17 protein-coding genes and 1 pseudogene are annotated in these 19,278 nt (G+C 62.7%); 11 read left to right on the forward strand and 7 right to left on the reverse strand.

Translation table 11 applies throughout. The features are described from left to right. Positions 1–100 precede the first annotated feature (100 nt). Both LG385_RS01280 and LG385_RS01285 read right to left on the reverse strand, forming a co-directional pair. Positions 101–1,702 (reverse strand): ABC transporter substrate-binding protein, encoded by a 1,602-nt coding sequence (locus tag LG385_RS01280; protein ID WP_225771835.1) that lies wholly within the window; start codon positions 1,700–1,702, stop codon positions 101–103. 268 nt (positions 1,703–1,970) lie between these two features. Continuing rightward, complete coding sequence (locus LG385_RS01285) at positions 1,971–2,672, reverse strand: SIMPL domain-containing protein (protein WP_225771837.1); 702 nt, start codon at positions 2,670–2,672, stop codon at positions 1,971–1,973. A gap of 150 nt (positions 2,673–2,822) precedes the next feature. Here LG385_RS01285 and LG385_RS01290 point away from each other — a divergent pair, with 150 nt between their 5' ends. From LG385_RS01290 to LG385_RS01315, 6 genes are all read left to right on the forward strand, one after another. Beyond that, positions 2,823–4,082 (forward strand): ATP-binding protein, encoded by a 1,260-nt coding sequence (locus LG385_RS01290; RefSeq protein WP_225771839.1) that lies wholly within the window; start codon positions 2,823–2,825, stop codon positions 4,080–4,082. Then, positions 4,075–4,638, forward strand: a complete 564-nt coding sequence (locus LG385_RS01295) for a response regulator transcription factor (protein ID WP_225771841.1) — start codon at positions 4,075–4,077, stop codon at positions 4,636–4,638. Before LG385_RS01290 ends, LG385_RS01295 begins: the two co-directional genes overlap by 8 nt. 75 nt (positions 4,639–4,713) lie before the next feature. After that, the gene (locus LG385_RS01300; protein ID WP_225771843.1) at positions 4,714–6,453 is read left to right on the forward strand and encodes an ABC transporter ATP-binding protein/permease; all 1,740 of its coding nucleotides are present in this window, start codon (positions 4,714–4,716) and stop codon (positions 6,451–6,453) included. Positions 6,454–6,517: 64 nt separating this feature from the next. Then, positions 6,518–7,267, forward strand: a complete 750-nt coding sequence (locus LG385_RS01305) for a FadR/GntR family transcriptional regulator (RefSeq protein ID WP_225771845.1) — start codon at positions 6,518–6,520, stop codon at positions 7,265–7,267. Positions 7,268–7,434: 167 nt separating this feature from the next. Next, positions 7,435–8,346: a 5-dehydro-4-deoxyglucarate dehydratase gene (kdgD, locus tag LG385_RS01310; RefSeq protein ID WP_225771848.1), complete on the forward strand. Its 912-nt coding sequence runs from the start codon at positions 7,435–7,437 to the stop codon at positions 8,344–8,346. 101 nt (positions 8,347–8,447) lie between these two features. Then, positions 8,448–9,389 carry an AEC family transporter gene (locus LG385_RS01315; RefSeq protein WP_225771850.1) on the forward strand — a complete coding sequence of 314 codons (942 nt, stop codon included), beginning with the start codon at positions 8,448–8,450 and terminating at the stop codon, positions 9,387–9,389. Here the strand turns inward: LG385_RS01315 and LG385_RS01320 are convergent. The 5 genes and pseudogenes from LG385_RS01320 to gatC all read right to left on the reverse strand — a co-directional run bounded on the left by LG385_RS01320 (position 9,386) and on the right by gatC (position 14,114). After that, complete coding sequence (locus tag LG385_RS01320; protein ID WP_225771852.1) at positions 9,386–10,429, reverse strand: sodium:calcium antiporter; 1,044 nt, start codon at positions 10,427–10,429, stop codon at positions 9,386–9,388. The genes LG385_RS01315 and LG385_RS01320 overlap by 4 nt on opposite strands. Before the next feature lie 38 nt (positions 10,430–10,467). Beyond that, positions 10,468–10,842 carry a septal ring lytic transglycosylase RlpA family protein gene (locus LG385_RS01325; RefSeq protein ID WP_225771854.1) on the reverse strand — a complete coding sequence of 125 codons (375 nt, stop codon included), beginning with the start codon at positions 10,840–10,842 and terminating at the stop codon, positions 10,468–10,470. A 60-nt stretch (positions 10,843–10,902) separates the two neighbouring features. Beyond that, on the reverse strand, positions 10,903–12,348 hold the full coding sequence (gene gatB / locus LG385_RS01330) for an Asp-tRNA(Asn)/Glu-tRNA(Gln) amidotransferase subunit GatB (RefSeq protein WP_263974668.1): 1,446 nt from the start codon (positions 12,346–12,348) through the stop codon (positions 10,903–10,905). An 11-nt stretch (positions 12,349–12,359) separates the two neighbouring features. Beyond that, positions 12,360–13,810, reverse strand: a pseudogene (gatA, locus tag LG385_RS01335) (Asp-tRNA(Asn)/Glu-tRNA(Gln) amidotransferase subunit GatA). A 16-nt stretch (positions 13,811–13,826) separates the two neighbouring features. Continuing rightward, complete coding sequence (gatC, locus tag LG385_RS01340) at positions 13,827–14,114, reverse strand: Asp-tRNA(Asn)/Glu-tRNA(Gln) amidotransferase subunit GatC (protein ID WP_181115488.1); 288 nt, start codon at positions 14,112–14,114, stop codon at positions 13,827–13,829. Positions 14,115–14,318: 204 nt separating this feature from the next. Here gatC and mreB point away from each other — a divergent pair, with 204 nt between their 5' ends. The 5 genes from mreB to rng all read left to right on the forward strand — a co-directional run bounded on the left by mreB (position 14,319) and on the right by rng (position 19,265). Next, positions 14,319–15,356: a rod shape-determining protein MreB gene (gene mreB, locus LG385_RS01345; protein WP_168083969.1), complete on the forward strand. Its 1,038-nt coding sequence runs from the start codon at positions 14,319–14,321 to the stop codon at positions 15,354–15,356. Positions 15,357–15,530: 174 nt separating this feature from the next. After that, positions 15,531–16,631 (forward strand): rod shape-determining protein MreC, encoded by a 1,101-nt coding sequence (gene mreC, locus LG385_RS01350; RefSeq protein ID WP_413247299.1) that lies wholly within the window; start codon positions 15,531–15,533, stop codon positions 16,629–16,631. Beyond that, positions 16,631–17,119, forward strand: a complete 489-nt coding sequence (gene mreD / locus LG385_RS01355; RefSeq protein ID WP_181115486.1) for a rod shape-determining protein MreD — start codon at positions 16,631–16,633, stop codon at positions 17,117–17,119. Before mreC ends, mreD begins: the two co-directional genes overlap by 1 nt. A 27-nt stretch (positions 17,120–17,146) precedes the next feature. Next, the gene (locus LG385_RS01360) at positions 17,147–17,737 is read left to right on the forward strand and encodes a Maf family protein (RefSeq protein WP_225771856.1); all 591 of its coding nucleotides are present in this window, start codon (positions 17,147–17,149) and stop codon (positions 17,735–17,737) included. Positions 17,738–17,807: 70 nt separating this feature from the next. Further along, positions 17,808–19,265: a ribonuclease G gene (gene rng, locus LG385_RS01365; RefSeq protein ID WP_181115481.1), complete on the forward strand. Its 1,458-nt coding sequence runs from the start codon at positions 17,808–17,810 to the stop codon at positions 19,263–19,265. Positions 19,266–19,278: the final 13 nt, after the last annotated feature.

The raw sequence follows: 19,278 nt of genomic DNA on the forward strand, positions 1-19,278 counted from the left end.
GTGGGAATGTTCGGCCTGCTGCGTCAAACAGCGACGCAGCCATCTCTCGCACCGTGGCCGTCCTGGCCACGGTGATCGAGCGATATAGGCTTACTTGGGGTCAGTTCTTGATGCCAACCCCATAGAAGGAGTTGAGGCCGAACGGGCTGATCTTGAAATCCTGCACGCTGGCACGCATCGGCTGGTACACCGTGGAGTGCGCGATGGGGGTCATCGGCACTTGCTGCTTGAGCAGTTGTTGCGCCTGCTTGTACAGCTCGGTGCGTTTGCTCTGATCCGGGGTAGCCTTGGCTGCCTTGATCAGTTTTTCGTAGTCCGGGTTGCAGAACTTGCCGAAGTTGTTGCCGTTCACCGCGTCGCAGCTGAACAGGGTGCCCAGCCAGTTGTCGGGGTCACCGTTGTCACCGCTCCAGCCGATCAGCATGGCGTCGGTTTCACCGTTCTTGGCGCGCTTGATGTATTCGCCCCACTCGTAGCTGACGATCTTGGCCTTGATGCCCACCTTGGCCCAATCCTGCTGAAGCAGTTCGGCCATCAGCTTGGCGTTAGGGTTGTAGGGGCGCTGTACCGGCATGGCCCACAGCTGGATCTCGGTGCCTTCGGCAACGCCGGCTTCCTTGAGCAGCTCTTTGGCTTTTTCCGGGTTGTAGCCGGCATCCTTGATAGTGGTGTCGTAGGACCACTGGGTTGGCGGCATGGCGTTCACGGCCAGCTGGCCAGCGCCCTGGTACACCGCAGTGAGGATGGCCTGCTTGTTGACGGCCATGTCCAGCGCCTGGCGAACCTTGATGTTATCCAGCGGCTTGTGGGTCACGTTGTACGAGATGTAGCCCAGGTTGAAGCCAGCCTGGTTCGGCATCTGCAGGTTCTTGTCCGCTTCCAGCGGCTTGATGTCAGCCGGGCGTGGGTAAGCGGTGATCTGGCACTCGTTTTTCTTCAGCTTCTGCATGCGCACGGAAGCGTCGGTGGTGATGGCGAAGATCAGGTTGTCGACCTTCACGTCTTCAGGCTTCCAGTAGTCCTTGTTGCCCTTGTAGCGGATCTGGGCGTCTTTCTGGTAGCGGCTGAACACGAATGGGCCGGTGCCGATCGGCTGCTGGTTGATGTTCTCTGGCTTGCCTTCCTTGAGCAGCTTGTCGGCGTACTCGGCGGATTGGATCGAAGCGAAGCTCATGGCCAGGTTCTGGATGAACGCGGCGTCCACATCCTTGAGAGTGAAGCGAACGGTAGCGTCGTCCAGCTTCTCTACCTTGGTGATGTTCGCGTCCATGCCCATGTCGGTGAAGTACGGGAACTCGGTGGGGTACGCCTTGCGGAACGGCATGTCTTTGTCGAGCATGCGGTTGAAGGTGAACAGCACGTCGTCCGCGTTGAAATCACGGGTGGGCTTGAAGTAGTCGGTGGTGTGGAACTTCACGCCTTGGCGCAGGTGGAAGGTGTAAGTCAGGTTGTCCGGCGAAACGTCCCAGCTGGTGGCCAGCCCTGGCTCGACCTGGGTACCGCCACGCTGGAACTGCGTGAGGCGGTTGAACATGGTTTCGGCGGAGGCGTCGAAGTCCGTGCCGGTGGTGTATTGGCCTGGGTCGAAGCCTGCCGGGCTCCCTTCCGAGCAAAACACCAGGTTCGAAGCAGCTTGGCTCAGCGGAGTAACGGCGAGCAAGCCTGCGCCAACCAGGAACGGAATGACTGCGTGTTTGAGCATGGGGGCCTCATTGTTGTCTTTTTTTCGAAAAGAGGACGGCCTTGTGAGCCTTCCTGCGGATACTTATGCAGGGGCCATACCGAATGCAATGCCAAAGGGTAAGACAGGTCTGAAAATGCGGTACGAACGTACTCTAATGTCGCATGGATATAAATTTGAGATGAATTAACCAGTTGGTTGGTCATTTTCACCGCCGTTTCGCCATTAGCTCGGGCAGGTTTTCGCCGCCGCGCACACAATTGGTGCGCGGCCTTTCACGGCCAAGGTGCTACTGAAGCTGCAATTCGATGGTGCCGTCGGCGCTCATCGTTACCTCGGTGGTACCTGCCTCCACGTCAGGTGCTACCGCTTCAGCCCTGGCCGCCTTCATCATCATTGCGGGGCGGATATAAGGCTGCGGCACGCCGCTGCTGTTCAGGCTCAGGTTCACGATCTTGTAGCCCTGCGCGCCCATGGCCTGGCGGGCGATTTCCGCCCTGGCCTTGAAGGCCTCGATCGCATCCTTTATGAGTGCGTTTTCGCTCTGCTGCCGGGTCGCGGTGGCAATGCTGAAATCCATCCCGCCCAGCTTGAGGCTTTGCTGCAACTCGCCGGTAAGGCCCGCAAGCGCCGCGAAATCCTGGCTTTCCAGGCGCAGTTCCGCCCGCTCGCGCCACGCTACGATGTTCTGGCCCTTGTCGTCATACACCGGGCTGCTGTTGCGGCTGCCCTGGCGAACGTTCACACCCTTGGCCTGGCGAGCCTTGGCAAGCGCCTCGTTCAGGCTTTTGGTCACGGTTTCGGCAAGCCGGGCGGGGTCGGTGTCCTGGGCTTCGCTGTAGAGGGTCACGCTCATCAGGTCCCGAGCCACTTCGCGGGAGGCCTCGGCGTGCAGTGTTACCTGGTTGTAGCGGGGCTCATCGGCAAGCGCGGGCGCAGAGAGCAGCGCCATGCAAAGGGCGAGGGCAGAATGGCGAAGGCGTGGGGTCATGGGTAATTCCTTGTTCGGTGTGTCTTTGGGACTGAGATCATCAAAGGCGGTTCCGGCGATACCTGGCTGTGGTGGTTTGACGCAGCGCTGCCGAGGGTAGGGGAAGCTCGTTATACTGCGGCCACTGTTCTGAATGCACGCTGGAGAACCATGCTCGCTGCCCCGCCGTTATCCGCCAGCCGCCAGAACCTCTGGCGGCTGACCTTTGTGCGTATTCTCGTACTGGCTGCCCAGGCCGGTTCCGTGGGCTTCGCCTACCTTACCCATTTGCTGCCGCTCCCTTGGTGGCAATTGAGCGTTACCCTGTGCTTCTCGGCCATCTTGTGTGCCCTCACGGCGCTGCGCCTGCGCACCAGCCTGCCGGTGACCGAAGTGGAATACGCGGTGCAGCTGGCCTGCGACCTGCTGATTCACAGCGCCTTGCTGTACTACTCGGGCGGCAGTACCAACCCGTTCGTTTCGTACTATCTGGTGCCGTTGACCATTGCCGCGGTGACCTTGCCATGGCGTTATTCGCTGATGCTGTCTGGCCTGGCGCTCGCCAGCTACACCCTGTTGCTGGTGCGCTTCTACCCGCTCGAAACCTTCCCCGTCGCACGGGAAAACATGCAGATCTACGGCATGTGGCTCAGTTTTGCCCTGGCGGCTGCGGTAATCACGTTCTTCGCCGCGCGCATGGCCGAGGAGTTGCGCCGCCAGCATGAGTGGCGCGCGCAACGCCGCGAAGAAGGCCTGCGCGATCAGCAGTTGCTGGCCGTGGCCACCCAGGCTGCCGGTGCCGCGCATGAACTGGGTACGCCCTTGGCCACCATGAGCGTGTTGATCAAGGAAATGCGCCAGGACCACGCCGACCCAACCCTGCAGGAGGACCTGCAGGTGCTGCAGGATCAGGTACAGCTTTGCAAGCAGACACTGCAGCAGCTGGTGCGCGCCGCCGAAGCGAACCGGCGTCAGGATGTGATCGAGCTGGACGTCACAGCCTGGCTCGACGAAGCGCTCAACCGTTGGCACCTCATGCGCCCGGAGGCCAGCTACCGTTTGCAGCGGCTGGCGCAGGGGGTGCCGCCGCGGCTGGCACCACCGGCCGACCTCACCCAAGCCCTGCTCAACCTGCTGAACAACGCCGCAGACGCGTGCCCCAATGACCTGGAAGTACACCTGGACTGGGACGATGAAAACATCTTCATCAGGATTCGCGACCACGGGCCGGGTGTGCCTCTGGCCATTGCCGAGCAAATCGGTAAACCTTTCTTTACTACAAAGGGCAAGGGCTTCGGCCTGGGCCTGTTCCTGAGCAAGGCCAGCGTTACCCGCGCTGGTGGCTCGGTAAGACTCTATAGTCACGAGGATGGCGGCACGCTCACCGAGCTGCGCCTGCCCCGCGACGCCCGAGGAGATACAGATGACTGACGAAACCCAGGTACCCGAAGGCGAAGAACTGCCGCACTTGCTGCTGGTAGACGATGACGCGACCTTCACCCGCGTGATGGCCCGCGCCATGAGCCGACGCGGCTTTCGGGTGAGCACCGCCGGTTCGGCCGAGGAAGGCTTGGCACTCGCCCAGCAGGACCTGCCTGACTACGCCGTGCTGGACTTGAAGATGGAAGGTGACTCGGGGCTGGTGCTGTTGCCGAAAATGCTCGAGCTGGACCCGGAAATGCGCGTGGTGATCCTCACCGGCTATTCCAGCATCGCCACCGCCGTGGAAGCCATCAAGCGCGGGGCTTGTAACTATCTTTGCAAGCCCGCCGACGCCGATGACGTACTTGCAGCGCTGCTGTCCGAGCATGCGGATCTGGACAGCCTGGTGCCGGACAACCCTATGTCGGTGGACCGGCTGCAGTGGGAGCATATCCAGCGGGTGCTGGCCGAACACGAAGGCAACATCTCGGCCACCGCGCGAGCGCTGGGGATGCACCGGCGGACCTTGCAACGCAAGCTGCAGAAGCGGCCTGTAAGGCGCTAGCCCTTACCTCGAGCCGCCGACCTTTTGTTCTCTGCCCGCCATGCCAGGCGGGCGTCTGGAAGCCTTGAGCGAATTATGACGGATAACGCTGAATACTCTGCAGTGAACGACGCTGTACGCGGGCACTTTTTCCGGCGCGTCTGGGGAATGGTCACGCCGTACTGGCGCAGTGAAGAAAAAGGCAAGGCCTGGCTGCTGCTGATTGCAGTGATCGGGCTGTCGTTGTTCAGCGTGGCAATCTCGGTGCTGTTGAACAACTGGTACCGGGACTTCTACAACGCACTTCAGGAAAAAGACACCGCCGCGTTCAGCCACCTGATTCTGTATTTCGCAGGCATCGCCGCGATAGCGATCCTTGGGGCGGTCTATCGCCTCTACCTTACCCAGATGCTGACCATCCGCTGGCGCCGGTGGCTGACCCACCAACACTTTGCTCGCTGGCTGGGGCACAAGAATTACTATCATCTGGAAGCTGGTGCCTACACTGACAACCCGGACCAGCGCATCAGCGAGGACATCAATAATTTCACCAGTTCCACGCTGTCACTGGGGCTGGGATTGATTCGCACGGTCGTGAGCCTGGTGTCTTTCTCGATCATCCTGTGGGGGGTGTCCGGCAGCATTGAAGTGTTTGGCATTACCGTGCCGGGCTATATGTTCTGGGCTGCGCTGGTCTATGCCGTGGTCGGTAGCTGGCTGACGCACCTGATCGGGCGTAACTTGATCCCGCTGAACAACCGCCAGCAACGCTATGAGGCGGACCTGCGTTTCTCGCTTGTGCGGGTACGGGAGAACGCTGAGAGCATTGCTCTGTATAACGGCGAGGTGAACGAGCAGGCGCGGTTGGTGGATCGCTTCGGGCGGGTATGGGGTAACTTCTGGTCGCTGATGAAGGTGCAAAAGCGCCTCACGTTCTTCACCGCTGGCTACAGCCAGATCGCGATCATTTTCCCGTTCGTGGTGGCAGCGCCGCGTTATTTCGCTGGGAAAATCCAGCTGGGTGAGCTGATGCAGATCAACTCGGCCTTCGGCAATGTGCAAGAAAACCTCAGCTGGTTCGTCGACGCCTATGCTTCCCTGGCCGAATGGCGCGCCACTTGCGACCGTTTGCTCAGTTTCCGCCAGGCCATGGATGAAAACGAAGCAAGGCCTGAGGCTATCGACGTTCGCGAGCAGGGCCATATGCTGCATATCGCCGGCCTGGCGCTGGGGCTGGCCGACGGCCGCACCCTCCTGAGCGGCGCCAACCTGGATGTCGCCCCTACGGAGCGGGTAATGCTCAGCGGCCGTTCGGGCAGTGGTAAAAGTACCTTGCTGCGCGCACTGGGTGGGCTGTGGCCCCGAGGTGGTGGGGAGGTTCGCATGCCAGTGGAGCGTTCACTGTTCCTGCCACAAAAACCTTACCTGCCCATCGGCACCCTGCGTGAGGCGCTGAGCTACCCGTTGCCCGGCGACACTTATACAGATGACCGTTACCGCGAAGCCCTGCAAAGCTGCCGGCTACCGCACCTTGAAAGCCGCCTCGACGAGAGTAACCACTGGCAGCGCCTGCTTTCGCCCGGCGAGCAACAGCGCCTGTCCTTCGCCCGTGCCCTGCTTTACAAACCCCAGTGGCTGTTCCTGGATGAGGCCACCTCGGCCATGGATGAGGAAGACGAAGCGGTGCTCTACCAAAGCCTTATCGATCGGTTGCCGGGCTTGAGCATTATCAGCGTGGGCCATCGCAGCAGCCTGCGCCGCTTCCACCCCCGGTTGTTGCGTATCGAGGGCGGCCATTTGCAGCCGCAAGGGGAGGGCGTGCCTAGCGCAGTCTAAGGTGATCGTACAAGCACCTTTGCGCTATGATGGGGCGTGATCAACCCCGAGACCGGCTTTATCTATGGACAATCAGAGCGCCCCACCACGCGCCCGCAAGAAACCCCGCAGCCTTGCTCAGGAGCTGGTCGCTATCCTGAGCGAGCGCATCCGTAACGGCGAACTCAAGCGTGGCGACAAGCTTCCTACCGAGTCCGCCATCATGGAAGAGCAGGGGGTGAGCCGCACCGTGGTGCGTGAAGCCATTTCCCGCTTGCAGGCCGCCGGTCAGGTCGAAACCCGTCATGGTATCGGCACCTTCGTGCTCGATACCCCCAGCCCGAGCGGGTTCCGCATCGACCCCGCCACCATCGTCACCTTGCGTGACGTGCTGGCGGTGCTGGAGCTGCGTATCAGCCTGGAAGTGGAATCGGCAGGCCTGGCGGCCCACCGGCGCAGCGACGAGCAACTGCTGGCCATGCGTGAAGCGCTCGATGCGCTCAATGAAAGCGCGGCTCACGCCACTGACGCCGTCGCCTCGGATTTCCAGTTCCACCTGCGCATCGCGCTTGCCACGGGGAACCGGTACTTCACCGACATCATGACCCACTTGGGCACCAGCATCATTCCGCGTACACGGCTTAACTCTGCCCGTCTGGCCCATGACGACCAGCAGCATTACATGAACCGGCTGAGCCGCGAGCACGAAGAAATTTTCGACGCTATTGCCCGCCAGGACGCCGACGCGGCCCGCGCCGCCATGCGCTTGCACCTCACCAACAGCCGCGAACGCCTGCGCCAAGCCCACGAAGAAGCGGCTGCCAACCCAGTGTAACGGCAAGGGCCTGCGAATATGCGCAGGCCCCGCTGATCCTTTTGCGACATGAAATCCGGAATCTTTCGCTCGCCCCCCTTGTCGTGTTCTGGATCTGGTTGTACGATGACTTACAACATCGGCACTCGCCGGTTTTCGTCCTACAGCGCACCAGGGTGTTCACAACAATGACTCCACAAGAACTCAAGTCCATCCTTTCCGCCGGCCTGCTGTCTTTCCCGGTTACCGACTTCGATGCCAAGGGCGATTTCAATCGCGCTGGCTACATCAAGCGCCTGGAATGGCTCGCCCCGTACGGCGCCAGCGCACTGTTCGCTGCCGGCGGCACCGGTGAATTCTTCTCCCTGGCTGCCAGCGAGTACTCCGAGGTCATCAAGACCGCCGTTGATACCTGCGCTACCAGCGTGCCAATCCTCGCTGGCGTAGGCGGTGCCACCCGCCAGGCGATCGAATACGCACAAGAAGCCGAGCGCCTGGGTGCCAAGGGCCTGCTGCTGCTGCCGCACTACCTGACCGAAGCCTCCCAGGACGGCGTTGCCGCCCACGTTGAAGCCGTGTGCAAATCGGTCAACATCGGTGTGATCGTCTACAACCGCAACGTTTGCCGCCTCAACGCGCCGCAGCTGGAACAACTCGCCGAGCGCTGCCCTAACCTGATCGGTTACAAGGATGGCCTGGGCGACATCGAACTGATGGTCAGCATCCGCCGCCGTCTGGGCGACCGTTTCAGCTACCTGGGTGGCCTGCCTACCGCTGAAGTTTACGCAGCAGCCTACAAAGCCCTGGGCGTGCCGGTTTACTCCTCGGCCGTGTTCAACTTCGTGCCCAAGCTGGCCATGGACTTCTACCACGCCATTGCCGCGGACGACCATGTAGCCGTTGGCAAGATGATCGATGACTTCTTCCTGCCTTACCTGGACATCCGCAACCGCAAGGCTGGCTATGCCGTGAGCATCGTCAAGGCCGGCGCGAAGATCGCGGGCTACGATGCAGGCCCGGTGCGCACCCCGCTCACCGACCTCACCGGCGAAGAGTACGAAATGCTCGCCGCGCTGATGGACAAGCTCGGGCCGCAGTAACACCGGCTTTGTACGCCTGAAAAGCGCGCCCTTGCGGCGCGCTTTTTCGTTTCGGTGAATTATGATGCAGTACAGACAACCGATAACGGACTGCCCCCCGCATGCTCGGCATTTTCCTCGAAACCCTGAACATCACCGCACCGGTGTTCGCCATGCTGTTCATGGGCTTGCTGCTCAAGCGCGTTCACTGGATCGACGACGGTTTTATCAAGGTCGCGTCCGAACTGGTGTTCAACGTGACCATGCCCTGCCTGCTGTTTCTGGGAATCATCCACGCCAACCTCAATGAAGCCCTGCAGTTGGGGGTAATGGCTTATTTCGCGGTCGCCACCGTTGTAAGCTTCGCGCTGATCTGGCTATGGGCGCGCTGGCATTGCCCGGTGGAAGACCGCGGGATTTACGTACAAGGCGCCTTTCGGGGCAATAACGGGATCATTGGCCTGGCGCTGGCTGCCAGCATGTACGGCGACTACGGGATCGCGGTGGGCTCGATCCTGGCTGCCGTGCTGATCGTGCTCTACAACAGCCTTTCTTCCGTGGTGCTGGCCTATTACAGCCCAACGATGAAATCCGATCCGCTCAGCCTGGCTTTGGGGGTTATCCGCAACCCGCTTATCCTCGGTGTGCTGGCCGCAGTCCCGTTTGCCGCCTGGCGTATTCCGCTGCCGGGCTGGCTCGACCAGTCCGCCCAGTACCTGGCGCACATGACGTTGCCGCTGGCGTTGATCTGCATTGGCGGGACGCTGTCGCTGTCTGCCCTGCGCGCCGGCAGCCGGATGGCTATCAGCGCCAGCCTGGTGAAGATGGTTGCACTGCCATTGGTCGCCACAGCCGGCGCCTGGCTGTGCGGGTTCCGAGGCGCAGACCTGGGCATCCTGTTTCTCTATTTCGGCGCGCCCACGGCGTCAGTCAGCTATGTGATGGCCCGTGCCGCCAATGGCAACTATCGTTTGGCCGCCACCATCGTGGTGGTCACCACCATCGCCGCGATCGTGACCACCAATGCCGGGATATTCCTGTTGCATTGGGGTGGGTGGATCTAAACGCGCCGCCGGTGGCGCCACGCCGCCAGCAGCGCCAGAACTACCAGAGTCGGCAGGGCATAGTGCAGCGCCAGCCGCTCCAGCCGTATCGCAATAGGCATGCCTGTACTGAAGCCGATCAAGTGCAGGGCGAACACGCCGTACAGGGCCAGCAATAATAGGCCTTGCAGCCGGGTGATCCTGTAGCCCAGGCGGAACAAGGGCCACGCCAGCACGGCAGCGCCCAGCAGCGCCGGTAGCTCATACGACAACCCGTTGGGGGAAATGGACAGGCCGCCGGGGCTGGCGAGCACGGTCATAGCAACTACGCCGGTGAGGGTGTAAACGCTGCCGCCGATAACGCTGCCCACAGCCAGCTCCCGCTCCCCCCGCCAAACGGCAAACAGCGCCATCAGTAGCTGGGGCAGCGAGGCGCAGACTGCCACCACGGTGAGCCCGATAACCCGCTCCGACAAACCCAGTTCGTTGGCGAACGTTACCGCTGCGGTCAGCAGCCACTGGCCGCCAACGGTCAGCAAGGTAATGCCGGCAGCCAGCCGGGCAAGGGTAGCCAAAACGGACCTTTGCCGGATTGGAGCGCTGGGAACAGGCCGGCCGGCATGGCGAAACTGCCAGCCTGCGACAGCCAGGTACGCCGCCCCGCAAACAAGCAGCAGCGCGGCTTCCCACACAGCGAGGTGTTGGTCCCAGGCCAGCGCATACAACAGCGCTGCGGCCATCACCACCATGGGCACGTCCAGCTTCACGACCGGGAGTGACACCCGTAGCGGCACCACCAGCGCACACAGGCCCAGCGTCACCAACAAGTTGAACAGCGTGCCCCCGATCAAGCTACCGATGGCCACGTCAGGGGCTCCCGCATCCACGGCGCCCAGGCTGATCGCCAATTGCGGCGCACTGCTCCCCAGCGCCATCAGCAGCAGCCCTACGACCAGCGGGCGAACCCGCGCGCGTAGTGCCAGGCGCAGGGCATTACGCACCATCAGTTCGGCGCCCAGCAGCAGCATCAGCACGCCGGCGGCGAACTGAAGCAGGCTCAAGGGTGGCAGTGAAGCGAGCTCGGCGATACCGGCCTCCGTCAGTCCAGGCGTTCGATACGGACGCGGGCGATGCCGTCGCCGGTCATGCCCAGCCGTTGGGCTGCGCCACGGGACAGGTCGATGATCCGGCTGCGCGCGCGTGGGCCCCGATCATTGACGCGCACGATCACGGCGCGGTCATTGGCCAGGTTGGTAACGCGCACCTCGCTGCCGAAGGGCAGGGTACGATGGGCGGCGGTCAGGCTGTTCTGGTCGAACCGTTCCCCGCTGGCGGTGCGCAGGCCGTGATGCCGCGCACCGTAATACGACGCCATGCCTTCCTCCGCCTGGCCGGGTTCCAGCGCATTACGCTGGCCGGCGCAACCGGCTAGTAACAACAGGCTTAAAGCAGGCAACAACAACAGGCACCGCATGGTTGATCCTTGTGGCGAAGGTGGCCTGGCAGCCGATGAGGCAGCCAGGCGGCTGAAATCTCAGCCTTCGAGCTTACGCTTGAGCAGTTCGTTCACCTGTTGCGGGTTCGCCTTGCCCTTCGACGCTTTCATCGCCTGGCCTACGAAGAAGCCGAACATCTTTCCACGCTTGGCTTCATCGGCGGCGCGGTACTGCTCGACCTGCTCGGCGTTGGCGGCCAGCACGTCGTCCAGTACTTTTTCGATGGCACCGCTGTCGGTCACCTGTTTCAGGCCCCGGGCTTCAATGATCGCATCGGCTGTGCCTTCGCCATTGGCCATGGCTTCGAACACTACCTTGGCGATCTTGCCGGAAATGGTGTTGTCGCGGATGCGCTGCAGCATGCCACCCAGCAGCTCGGCGCTCACCGGGGACTGCTCGATGTCCAGGCCCTGCTTGTTGAGCAGGCTGCCCAGCTCGACCATCACCCAGTTCGCAGCCAGCTTGGCATCGCCGCACAGGGCCGCCACCTGCTCGAAGTAGTCCGCTTGCTCGCGGCTGGAAGCCAGCACCGCGGCGTCATAGGCGGAAAGGCCGTACTGGCTCTGGAAGCGCTCGCGCTTCTGCGGCGGCAGCTCGGGCAGCGAAGCGCGCACGCTGGCCACGAATGCATCCTCGATCACCACGGGCAGCAGGTCCGGGTCGGGGAAGTAGCGGTAGTCGTTCGCTTCTTCCTTGCTGCGCATGGAGCGGGTTTCGTCCTTGTTGGGGTCGTACAGGCGGGTTTCCTGGATAACCTTGCCGCCGTCTTCGATCAGCTCGATCTGCCGCTGGATTTCGCTGTTGATCGCCCGTTCGATGAACCGGAACGAGTTGACGTTCTTGATCTCGCAGCGGGTGCCGAACTCGGCCTGGCCCTTGGGGCGGATCGACACGTTGCAGTCGCAGCGCAGCGAGCCCTCGGCCATGTTGCCGTCACAGATGCCCAGGTAGCGCACCAGCGCGTGCATGGCCTTCACATAGGCCACGGCTTCCTTGGCGCTGCGCATGTCTGGCTCGGACACGATCTCCAGCAGCGGGGTGCCGGCGCGGTTCAGGTCGATGCCTGAAAAGCCCTGGAAATCCTCGTGCAGGCTTTTGCCGGCGTCTTCTTCAAGGTGCGCGCGCGTCACGCCAATGCGCTTGACGGTGCCGTCCTCGAGCGTGATGTCCAGGTGGCCCTTGCCAACGATAGGGTAATCCATCTGGCTGATCTGGTAGCCCTTGGGCAGGTCCGGGTAGAAGTAGTTCTTGCGGGCGAACACGTTCTGCTGGCCGATTTCAGCGTCGATGGCCAGGCCGAACATCACCGCCATGCGTACCGCTTCCTGGTTCAGCACCGGCAACACGCCAGGCATGCCGAGGTCCACCAGGCTGGCCTGGGTGTTCGGTTCAGAGCCGAACGTGGTGGCACTGCCGGAGAAAATCTTCGATTGGGTCGCGAGCTGGGTGTGAATCTCCAGCCCGATCACGACTTCCCATTGCATGGTATTGCTCCTCAGAACCCTTCTGGCGACTGGAGATGCCAGTCGGTTACCTGCTGGTAGCGATGCGCGATGTTGAGCAGCCGCCCTTCCTGGAAGTACGGCGCCAGCAGTTGCGTGCCCACGGGCAGGCCATCGGCGAAGCCCACCGGCATCGACAGCCCCGGAAGGCCGGCCAGGTTGGCGGTGATGGTGTAAACGTCCTCGAGGTAGGCGGCTACCGGGTCGTTGCCCTTGGCGCCCAGCTTCCAGGCCGGGTTGGGCGTGGTAGGCCCGAGGATCACGTCCACCTCCTGGAAGGCGGCCATGAAGTCGTTCTTGATCAGCCGGCGGATACGTTGGGCCTTCAGGTAGTAGGCGTCGTAATAACCGGCGGAGAGCGCGTAGGTGCCCACCATGATGCGACGCTGCACTTCAGGGCCGAAGCCCTCACCGCGCGAGCGCTTGTACAAGTCGGTGAGGTCCACCGGGTTCTCGCAGCGGTAGCCGAAGCGCACGCCGTCGAAGCGGGACAGGTTGGACGAGGCTTCAGCGGGCGCGATCACGTAATACGCCGGGATGGCATGCTGCATGTTCGGCAGGCTGATTTCCTTGATCACCGCGCCCAGCTTCTCCAGCTCGCGAATGCTGGCCTGCACCCGCTCGCCAATGCGAGGGTCAGGCCGGCGCCGAAATACTCCTTCGGTACGCCGATGCGCAGGCCTTCGAGGGAATCGTTGAGCGTGGCGCTGTAATCAGGCACCGCTTCGTCGATGCTGGTGGAATCCTTCGGATCGAAACCGGCCATGCCTTGCAGCAGCAGAGCGCAGTCTTCGGCGGTGCGCGCCAGCGGGCCGGCCTGATCCAGGCTGGACGCGTAGGCGATCATGCCCCAGCGCGAGATGCGGCCATAGGTCGGCTTCAGCCCGGTGAGGTTGGTGAAGGCCGCCGGCTGGCGAATCGAGCCGCCGGTGTCGGTGCCGGTAGTGGCCGGTAGCAGGCGCGCCGCCACGGCGGCCGCCGAGCCACCCGAGGAGCCGCCTGATACGTGGTCCAGCTGCCAGGGGTTTTTCACAGGGCCGTAGTGGCTGTTCTCGTTGGCCGAACCCATGGCGAATTCGTCCATGTTGGTCTTGCCAAGGGTGACGGTGCCGGCAGCGGCAAGTTTCGCTACGACGGTGGCGTCGTAGGGTGCCTCGAAGTTGTCGAGCATGCGCGAGCCGCAGCTGGTACGGATGCCGCGGGTGCAGAAAAGATCCTTGTGAGCGATGGGCGCACCCAGCAACGGGCTGTTTTCACCGGCGGCGCGGCGGGCATCGGCGGCGCGGGCCTGCTCCAGGGCCAGGGCCTCGGTCACGGTGATGAACGCGTTCAGGCGCGGGTCCAGGGCCTGTATGCGGGCGAGGAGGGCGCGGGTCAGCTCTTCGGAGGAGAATTGCTTGGCGGCGAGGCCGCGGGCGATCTCGGCCAGGGTAAGTTGATGCATGGCAGGCGGTTATCCCTTACTCGATGACTTTGGGTACCAGATACAGGCCGCTGTCGACGGCCGGTGCGACAGCCTGATAGGCCTCGCGCTGGTTGTGTTCGGTAACCTGGTCGGGACGCAGGCGCTGGCTGGCTTCCAGCGGGTGGGCCAGGGGCGCGATGTTTTGCGTGTCCACGTTCTGCATCTGGTCTGCCAGGCTCAGAATGCTGTTCAGAGCGTCAAGGGTGCTGGGAAGATCGGCCTCGCGCAGCCCGAGGCGGGCCAGGTGGGCGATCTTTTCCACGTCGGAGCGTTCGAGCGCCATGGGAGATCTCCAGGGGAAAGACAGGCGGAAACGGTCCGCCCGGCGGGGAACACAGCCGCGAAAATGCGGTCACAGAGCCGCGATCGTGGGGCCGTGTGCCCGGAAAAACAGCCAATTTAACATATTGGCGCCTTGCCCAAAATCCCCGCCGTTGTTAGAGTTTGCCGCACTTTTTTACCCACGCGTTGCCAGGGTCACTTCTCCATGTTCAAGAAACTGCGTGGCATGTTTTCCAGCGATCTGTCCATCGACCTGGGAACGGCCAACACCCTTATCTACGTGCGTGAGCGCGGTATCGTCCTGAATGAGCCCTCGGTGGTTGCCATCCGTACGCACGGCAACCAGAAGAGCGTTGTGGCCGTCGGCACCGAAGCCAAGCGCATGCTCGGCCGTACCCCGGGTAATATTGCAGCCATTCGTCCGATGAAGGACGGCGTGATCGCTGACTTCAGCGTCTGCGAAAAAATGCTTCAGTACTTCATCAATAAGGTGCACGAAAACAGCTTCCTGCAGCCCAGCCCGCGAGTGCTGATCTGCGTTCCGTGCAAATCCACCCAGGTGGAGCGCCGTGCCATTCGTGAATCGGCCCTTGGTGCCGGTGCCCGCGAAGTCTTTCTGATCGAGGAGCCCATGGCGGCCGCGATCGGCGCCGGCTTGCCGGTCGAGGAAGCCCGCGGCTCGATGGTTGTCGATATCGGTGGCGGTACCACCGAAATCGCCCTGATCTCCCTCAACGGTGTGGTGTATGCCGAATCCGTGCGGGTGGGCGGTGACCGCTTCGACGAAGCCATCGTGACCTACGTGCGCCGCAACTACGGCAGCCTGATTGGCGAATCCACCGCCGAGCGCATCAAGCAGGAAATCGGCACGGCCTACCCGGGCGGCGAAGTACGTGAAGTCGACGTGCGCGGCCGCAACCTGGCCGAGGGCGTGCCGCGTGCGTTCACGCTCAACTCCAGCGAAGTGCTCGAAGCCTTGCAGGAATCGCTGGCGACCATCGTTCAGGCAGTCAAAAGCGCCCTTGAGCAGTCGCCACCGGAGCTGGCTTCCGACATCGCCGAGCGTGGCCTGGTGCTGACCGGTGGCGGCGCACTGTTGCGTGACCTGGACAAGCTGCTGGCCCAGGAAACCGGCCTGCCGGTCATCGTCGCCGAGGACCCGCTCACCTGCGTGGCCCGTGGCGGTGGCCGGGCGCTGGAAATGATGGACAAGCACACCATGGACCTGCTCTCCAGCGAATGAGCCAGGGTAGCGCCCGGTGGTTTACAGTAGCCCTTTGCCGGGTTGCGGTAACAGCCGGGCGTTTGTGTGTTCCTCCGTTTTTTCCGCGGCGCCGATCCATGACAGACCTTTCGTCCTCTTGCCCAGGAGGAACAGCTCATTAAACCGCTGTTCGCCAAGGCCCCCTCACTGGGTGTGCGCCTGCTGGTGCTGACCGTGCTATCGGTCGCCCTGATGGTGGTCGACGCCCGCTTTACACTGCTCAAGCCAGTGCGCAGCCAGATGTCGCTGGTGCTGATGCAGTCATACTGGATCACCGACCTGCCCCAGCGCCTGTGGCAGGGCGTGGCGAGCCAGTTCGGCAGCCGTACCGAACTGATCGCAGAAAACGAAAAGCTCAAGACCGAAGCCTTGCTGCTGCAGGGGCGCCTGCAGAAGTTGGCGGCCCTGACCGAGCAGAACGTCCGGCTGCGTGAGCTGCTCAACTCTTCCACGCTGGTGAACGAAAAGGTGGAAGTGGCCGAGCTGATCGGCATGGACCCTAACCCCTTCACCCACCGTATCCTGATCAACAAGGGTGAGCGCGATGGCGTGTCCCTGGGCCAGCCGGTGCTCGATGCGCGCGGGCTGATGGGCCAGGTGGTAGAGCTGATGCCGTACACCTCACGGGTTCTGCTGCTCACCGACAGCACCCATAGCATTCCGGTACAGGTCAACCGCAATGGCTTGAGGGCCATCGCGAGCGGCACCGGCAACCCGGAGCGGCTTGAGCTGCGTCATGTGGCCGATACCGCGGACATCAAGGAAGGCGACCTGCTGGTGAGCTCCGGCCTGGGCCAGCGTTTCCCGGCCGGCTACCCGGTGGCCACCGTGAAGGAAGTGATTCACGACTCCGGCCAGCCCTTCGCCATTGTCCGCGCCGTGCCCACGGCCGCGCTGAACCGCAGCCGTTACGTGCTGTTGGTGTTCTCTGACAGCCGCACGCCCGAGCAGCGCGCCGCCGATGCCGCCCAGGCAGAAGACGGCGCGGGGCCGGCTACCGTGCCTGCTAACAGCCCTGCCGTAACACCTGCGACGGTGCCTGCCGTGCCTGCCACCCCTGCGGCTCCGGCTACCACGAATAGCCATGAGCAGCACCCGGCCGCGTCAGGTGGCCACCCCGCAGCCCCGGCGGCCACTCGCCCCGCCGCCACGGCCCCGGCACGGCCTGCCCCGCCGGCCAGCCATCCCGCTCGCACCGCGCCGGCAACACCTGCCACACCGGCCGTGCCGGCTGCGCCTCAAGGAGCCCACTGATGGTCAATACCCGGCGCAACCATGGCTGGATCATCTGGGTGACCTTCCTGATCGGCTTGCTGCTCAGTGTGTCGCCGCTGCCGCAGTTCATGGAAGTGTTGCGCCCGCTCTGGCTGTCACTGCTGTTGGCCTTCTGGTGCCTCAATACCCCGGCCAGGGTCGGCATGACCACGGCCTGGGTACTGGGCCTGGCCGAAGACGTGCTCTACGGCACGCTGCTGGGCCAGAACGCGCTTATCCTCAGCCTGACTACCTTCCTGGTGCTGTCTCTGCAGCAACGCATGCGCATGTTCCCCATGTGGCAGCAAAGCCTGGTGATCTTCGTGGTGCTTGGCGTGATGCAGCTGGTGCAGCTATGGCTGAGCGCACTCACCGGCAATCGCCAGCCTACCCTGGCGCTGGTGCTGCCGGCGGTGGTCAGCGCGTTGCTGTGGCCGTGGGTGAGCTATGGCCTGCGGGGCTTGCGCCGGCGCTTCAATATCAACTGAAGCGCACAATGACAAGGAGCTGTCCCGATGAGTACGCTGTTACTGGCCTCCGGCTCGCCCCGGCGGCGTGAACTGCTGCAGCAGATCGGCGTGCCGTTTACGCAGGTGTCCGCAGATATCGACGAAACACCCTTGCCCCACGAAGCGCCCGAAGCCTACGTGCAGCGCCTGGCTCTGGCCAAGGCTGCCGCCGGGCTTGGCCATGCGAGTGCCGAGGCCGTGGTGCTGGGTGCCGACACTGCGGTAATCCTCGACGGGCAGATCCTTGGCAAGCCGCAGGGCGAGCAAGATGCAGCCCGCATGCTCACGGCCCTGAGCGCAAGCGTGCACGAAGTGTTCACCGCCGTGGCGCTGCACAGCGAGTCGCGCAGCGAAGTGTGCTGCGTGAGCACTCGGGTACGCTTTCGACACATTACCCCGCAGGAAATCCACGCATACTGGGCCAGTGGCGAGCCCGCGGACAAGGCCGGGGGCTATGCCATCCAGGGCCTGGGCGCGGTATTTGTGGAGGCGATAGAGGGCAGTTATTCAGCGGTGGTAGGCCTGCCGCTGTGTGAAACCGCGGCGCTGCTTGCACGCTTCGGGATTGCCTGCTGGCAACCGAGCACTTCCCGGTGAGCGTACGCTGGCGTCGCGCCGCGCCGCCAGTCCGGGCATCATGGGGCAACCATCCTGACGAGAGCCTGTCATGAGCGAAGAGATCCTCATCAACATCACGCCGATGGAATCCCGGGTGGCAGTGGTGGAAAACGGTGTATTGCAGGAAGTGCACGTGGAGCGCACCCAGCGCCGCGGCATCGTCGGGAATATCTACAAGGGCAAGGTGGTTCGAGTGCTGCCGGGTATGCAGGCAGCGTTCATCGACATTGGCCTGGAGCGCGCCGCCTTCATTCACGCCTCGGAAATCTCGCTGCGCGAAGGCTCGGCCGTGGAAACCATCAGCGCCCTGGTGCATGAAGGGCAGAGCCTGGTGGTGCAGGTCACCAAAGACCCCATCGGTTCGAAAGGCGCCAGGCTTACCACACAGCTGTCCATTCCCTCGCGTTACCTGGTGTACATGCCACGCACCAGCCATGTGGGCATTTCGCTGAAGATCGAAGAAGAAGCCGAGCGCGAGCGCCTCAAGCAGATTGTCACCGATTGCGTGGAGAAAGAAGGCATCCAGGAAAGCGGAGGGTTCATCCTGCGCACCGCCGCCGAAGGCGCAAGGGCGGAAGAAATCCTCATGGACATCCGCTACCTTCGCCGGCTTTGGGACCAGATTGCCACGCAGATCAAGACCGCCGGTGCGCCCTCGGTTATTTATGAAGACCTGGGCCTGGCCTTGCGCACGTTGCGAGACCTGGTAAACCCCAAGATTGAAAAGATCCGTATCGACTCGCGGGAAACCTTCCAGAAAACCACCCAGTTCGTGGGCGAGCTCATGCCGGAAATCGCCGACCGGCTGGAGCATTACCCCGGTGAGCGGCCGATCTTCGACCTCTATGCCGTGGAAGACGAAATCCAGCGGGCGCTGGAGCGCAAGGTGCCGCTCAAGTCTGGCGGTTACCTGGTGGTGGACCCAGCCGAAGCCATGACCACCATCGACGTGAACACCGGCGCGTTCGTGGGCCATCGCAACCTCGAAGAAACCATCTTCAAGACCAACCTCGAGGCCGCCACCGCCATCGCGCGGCAACTGCGCCTGCGCAATATCGGCGGCATCATCATCATCGACTTCATCGACATGGAAGACGAGGACCACCAGCGCCAGGTGCTGCGTACGCTGGAAAAGCAGCTCGAGCGCGACCATGCCAAAACCAACATCATCGGCATCACCGAGCTGGGGCTGGTGCAAATGACGCGCAAACGCACCCGGGAAAGCCTCGAGCAAGTACTGTGCGAACCGTGTGCGTGCTGCCTGGGGCGGGGCAAGCTGAAAACCCCCGAGACCGTCTGTTACGAGATTTTCCGGGAAATTCTGCGCGAAGCCCGGGCTTACCAGGCTGAAGGCTATCGTGTGCTCGCCAACCAGAAGGTTGTGGACCGCCTGCTGGACGAAGAATCGGGCAATGTGGCCGAACTCGAAACCTTTATCGGCCGTACCATTCGTTTCCAGGTCGAGAGCATGTACTCCCAGGAACAATACGATGTGGTGCTGCTCTGAGTCATTTGCGTAA

This window comes from Pseudomonas sp. Marseille-Q5115, assembly GCF_916618905.1.
Taxonomy (GTDB): Bacteria; Pseudomonadota; Gammaproteobacteria; order Pseudomonadales; family Pseudomonadaceae; genus Aquipseudomonas; species Aquipseudomonas japonica_A.

Bases quoted from the DNA above. Each gene is read 5' to 3' on its own strand.
- LG385_RS01280 (WP_225771835.1), bottom strand. From the start codon at position 1,702: ATGCTCAAACACGCAGTCATTCCGTTCCTGGTTGGCGCAGGCTTGCTC.
- LG385_RS01285 (WP_225771837.1), bottom strand. From the start codon at position 2,672: ATGACCCCACGCCTTCGCCATTCTGCCCTCGCCCTTTGCATGGCGCTG.
- LG385_RS01290 (WP_225771839.1), top strand. From the start codon at position 2,823: ATGCTCGCTGCCCCGCCGTTATCCGCCAGCCGCCAGAACCTCTGGCGG.
- LG385_RS01295 (WP_225771841.1), top strand. From the start codon at position 4,075: ATGACTGACGAAACCCAGGTACCCGAAGGCGAAGAACTGCCGCACTTG.
- LG385_RS01300 (WP_225771843.1), top strand. From the start codon at position 4,714: ATGACGGATAACGCTGAATACTCTGCAGTGAACGACGCTGTACGCGGG.
- LG385_RS01305 (WP_225771845.1), top strand. From the start codon at position 6,518: ATGGACAATCAGAGCGCCCCACCACGCGCCCGCAAGAAACCCCGCAGC.
- kdgD (WP_225771848.1), top strand. From the start codon at position 7,435: ATGACTCCACAAGAACTCAAGTCCATCCTTTCCGCCGGCCTGCTGTCT.
- LG385_RS01315 (WP_225771850.1), top strand. From the start codon at position 8,448: ATGCTCGGCATTTTCCTCGAAACCCTGAACATCACCGCACCGGTGTTC.
- LG385_RS01325 (WP_225771854.1), bottom strand. From the start codon at position 10,842: ATGCGGTGCCTGTTGTTGTTGCCTGCTTTAAGCCTGTTGTTACTAGCC.
- gatB (WP_263974668.1), bottom strand. From the start codon at position 12,348: ATGCAATGGGAAGTCGTGATCGGGCTGGAGATTCACACCCAGCTCGCG.
- gatC (WP_181115488.1), bottom strand. From the start codon at position 14,114: ATGGCGCTCGAACGCTCCGACGTGGAAAAGATCGCCCACCTGGCCCGC.
- mreB (WP_168083969.1), top strand. From the start codon at position 14,319: ATGTTCAAGAAACTGCGTGGCATGTTTTCCAGCGATCTGTCCATCGAC.
- mreD (WP_181115486.1), top strand. From the start codon at position 16,631: ATGGTCAATACCCGGCGCAACCATGGCTGGATCATCTGGGTGACCTTC.
- LG385_RS01360 (WP_225771856.1), top strand. From the start codon at position 17,147: ATGAGTACGCTGTTACTGGCCTCCGGCTCGCCCCGGCGGCGTGAACTG.
- rng (WP_181115481.1), top strand. From the start codon at position 17,808: ATGAGCGAAGAGATCCTCATCAACATCACGCCGATGGAATCCCGGGTG.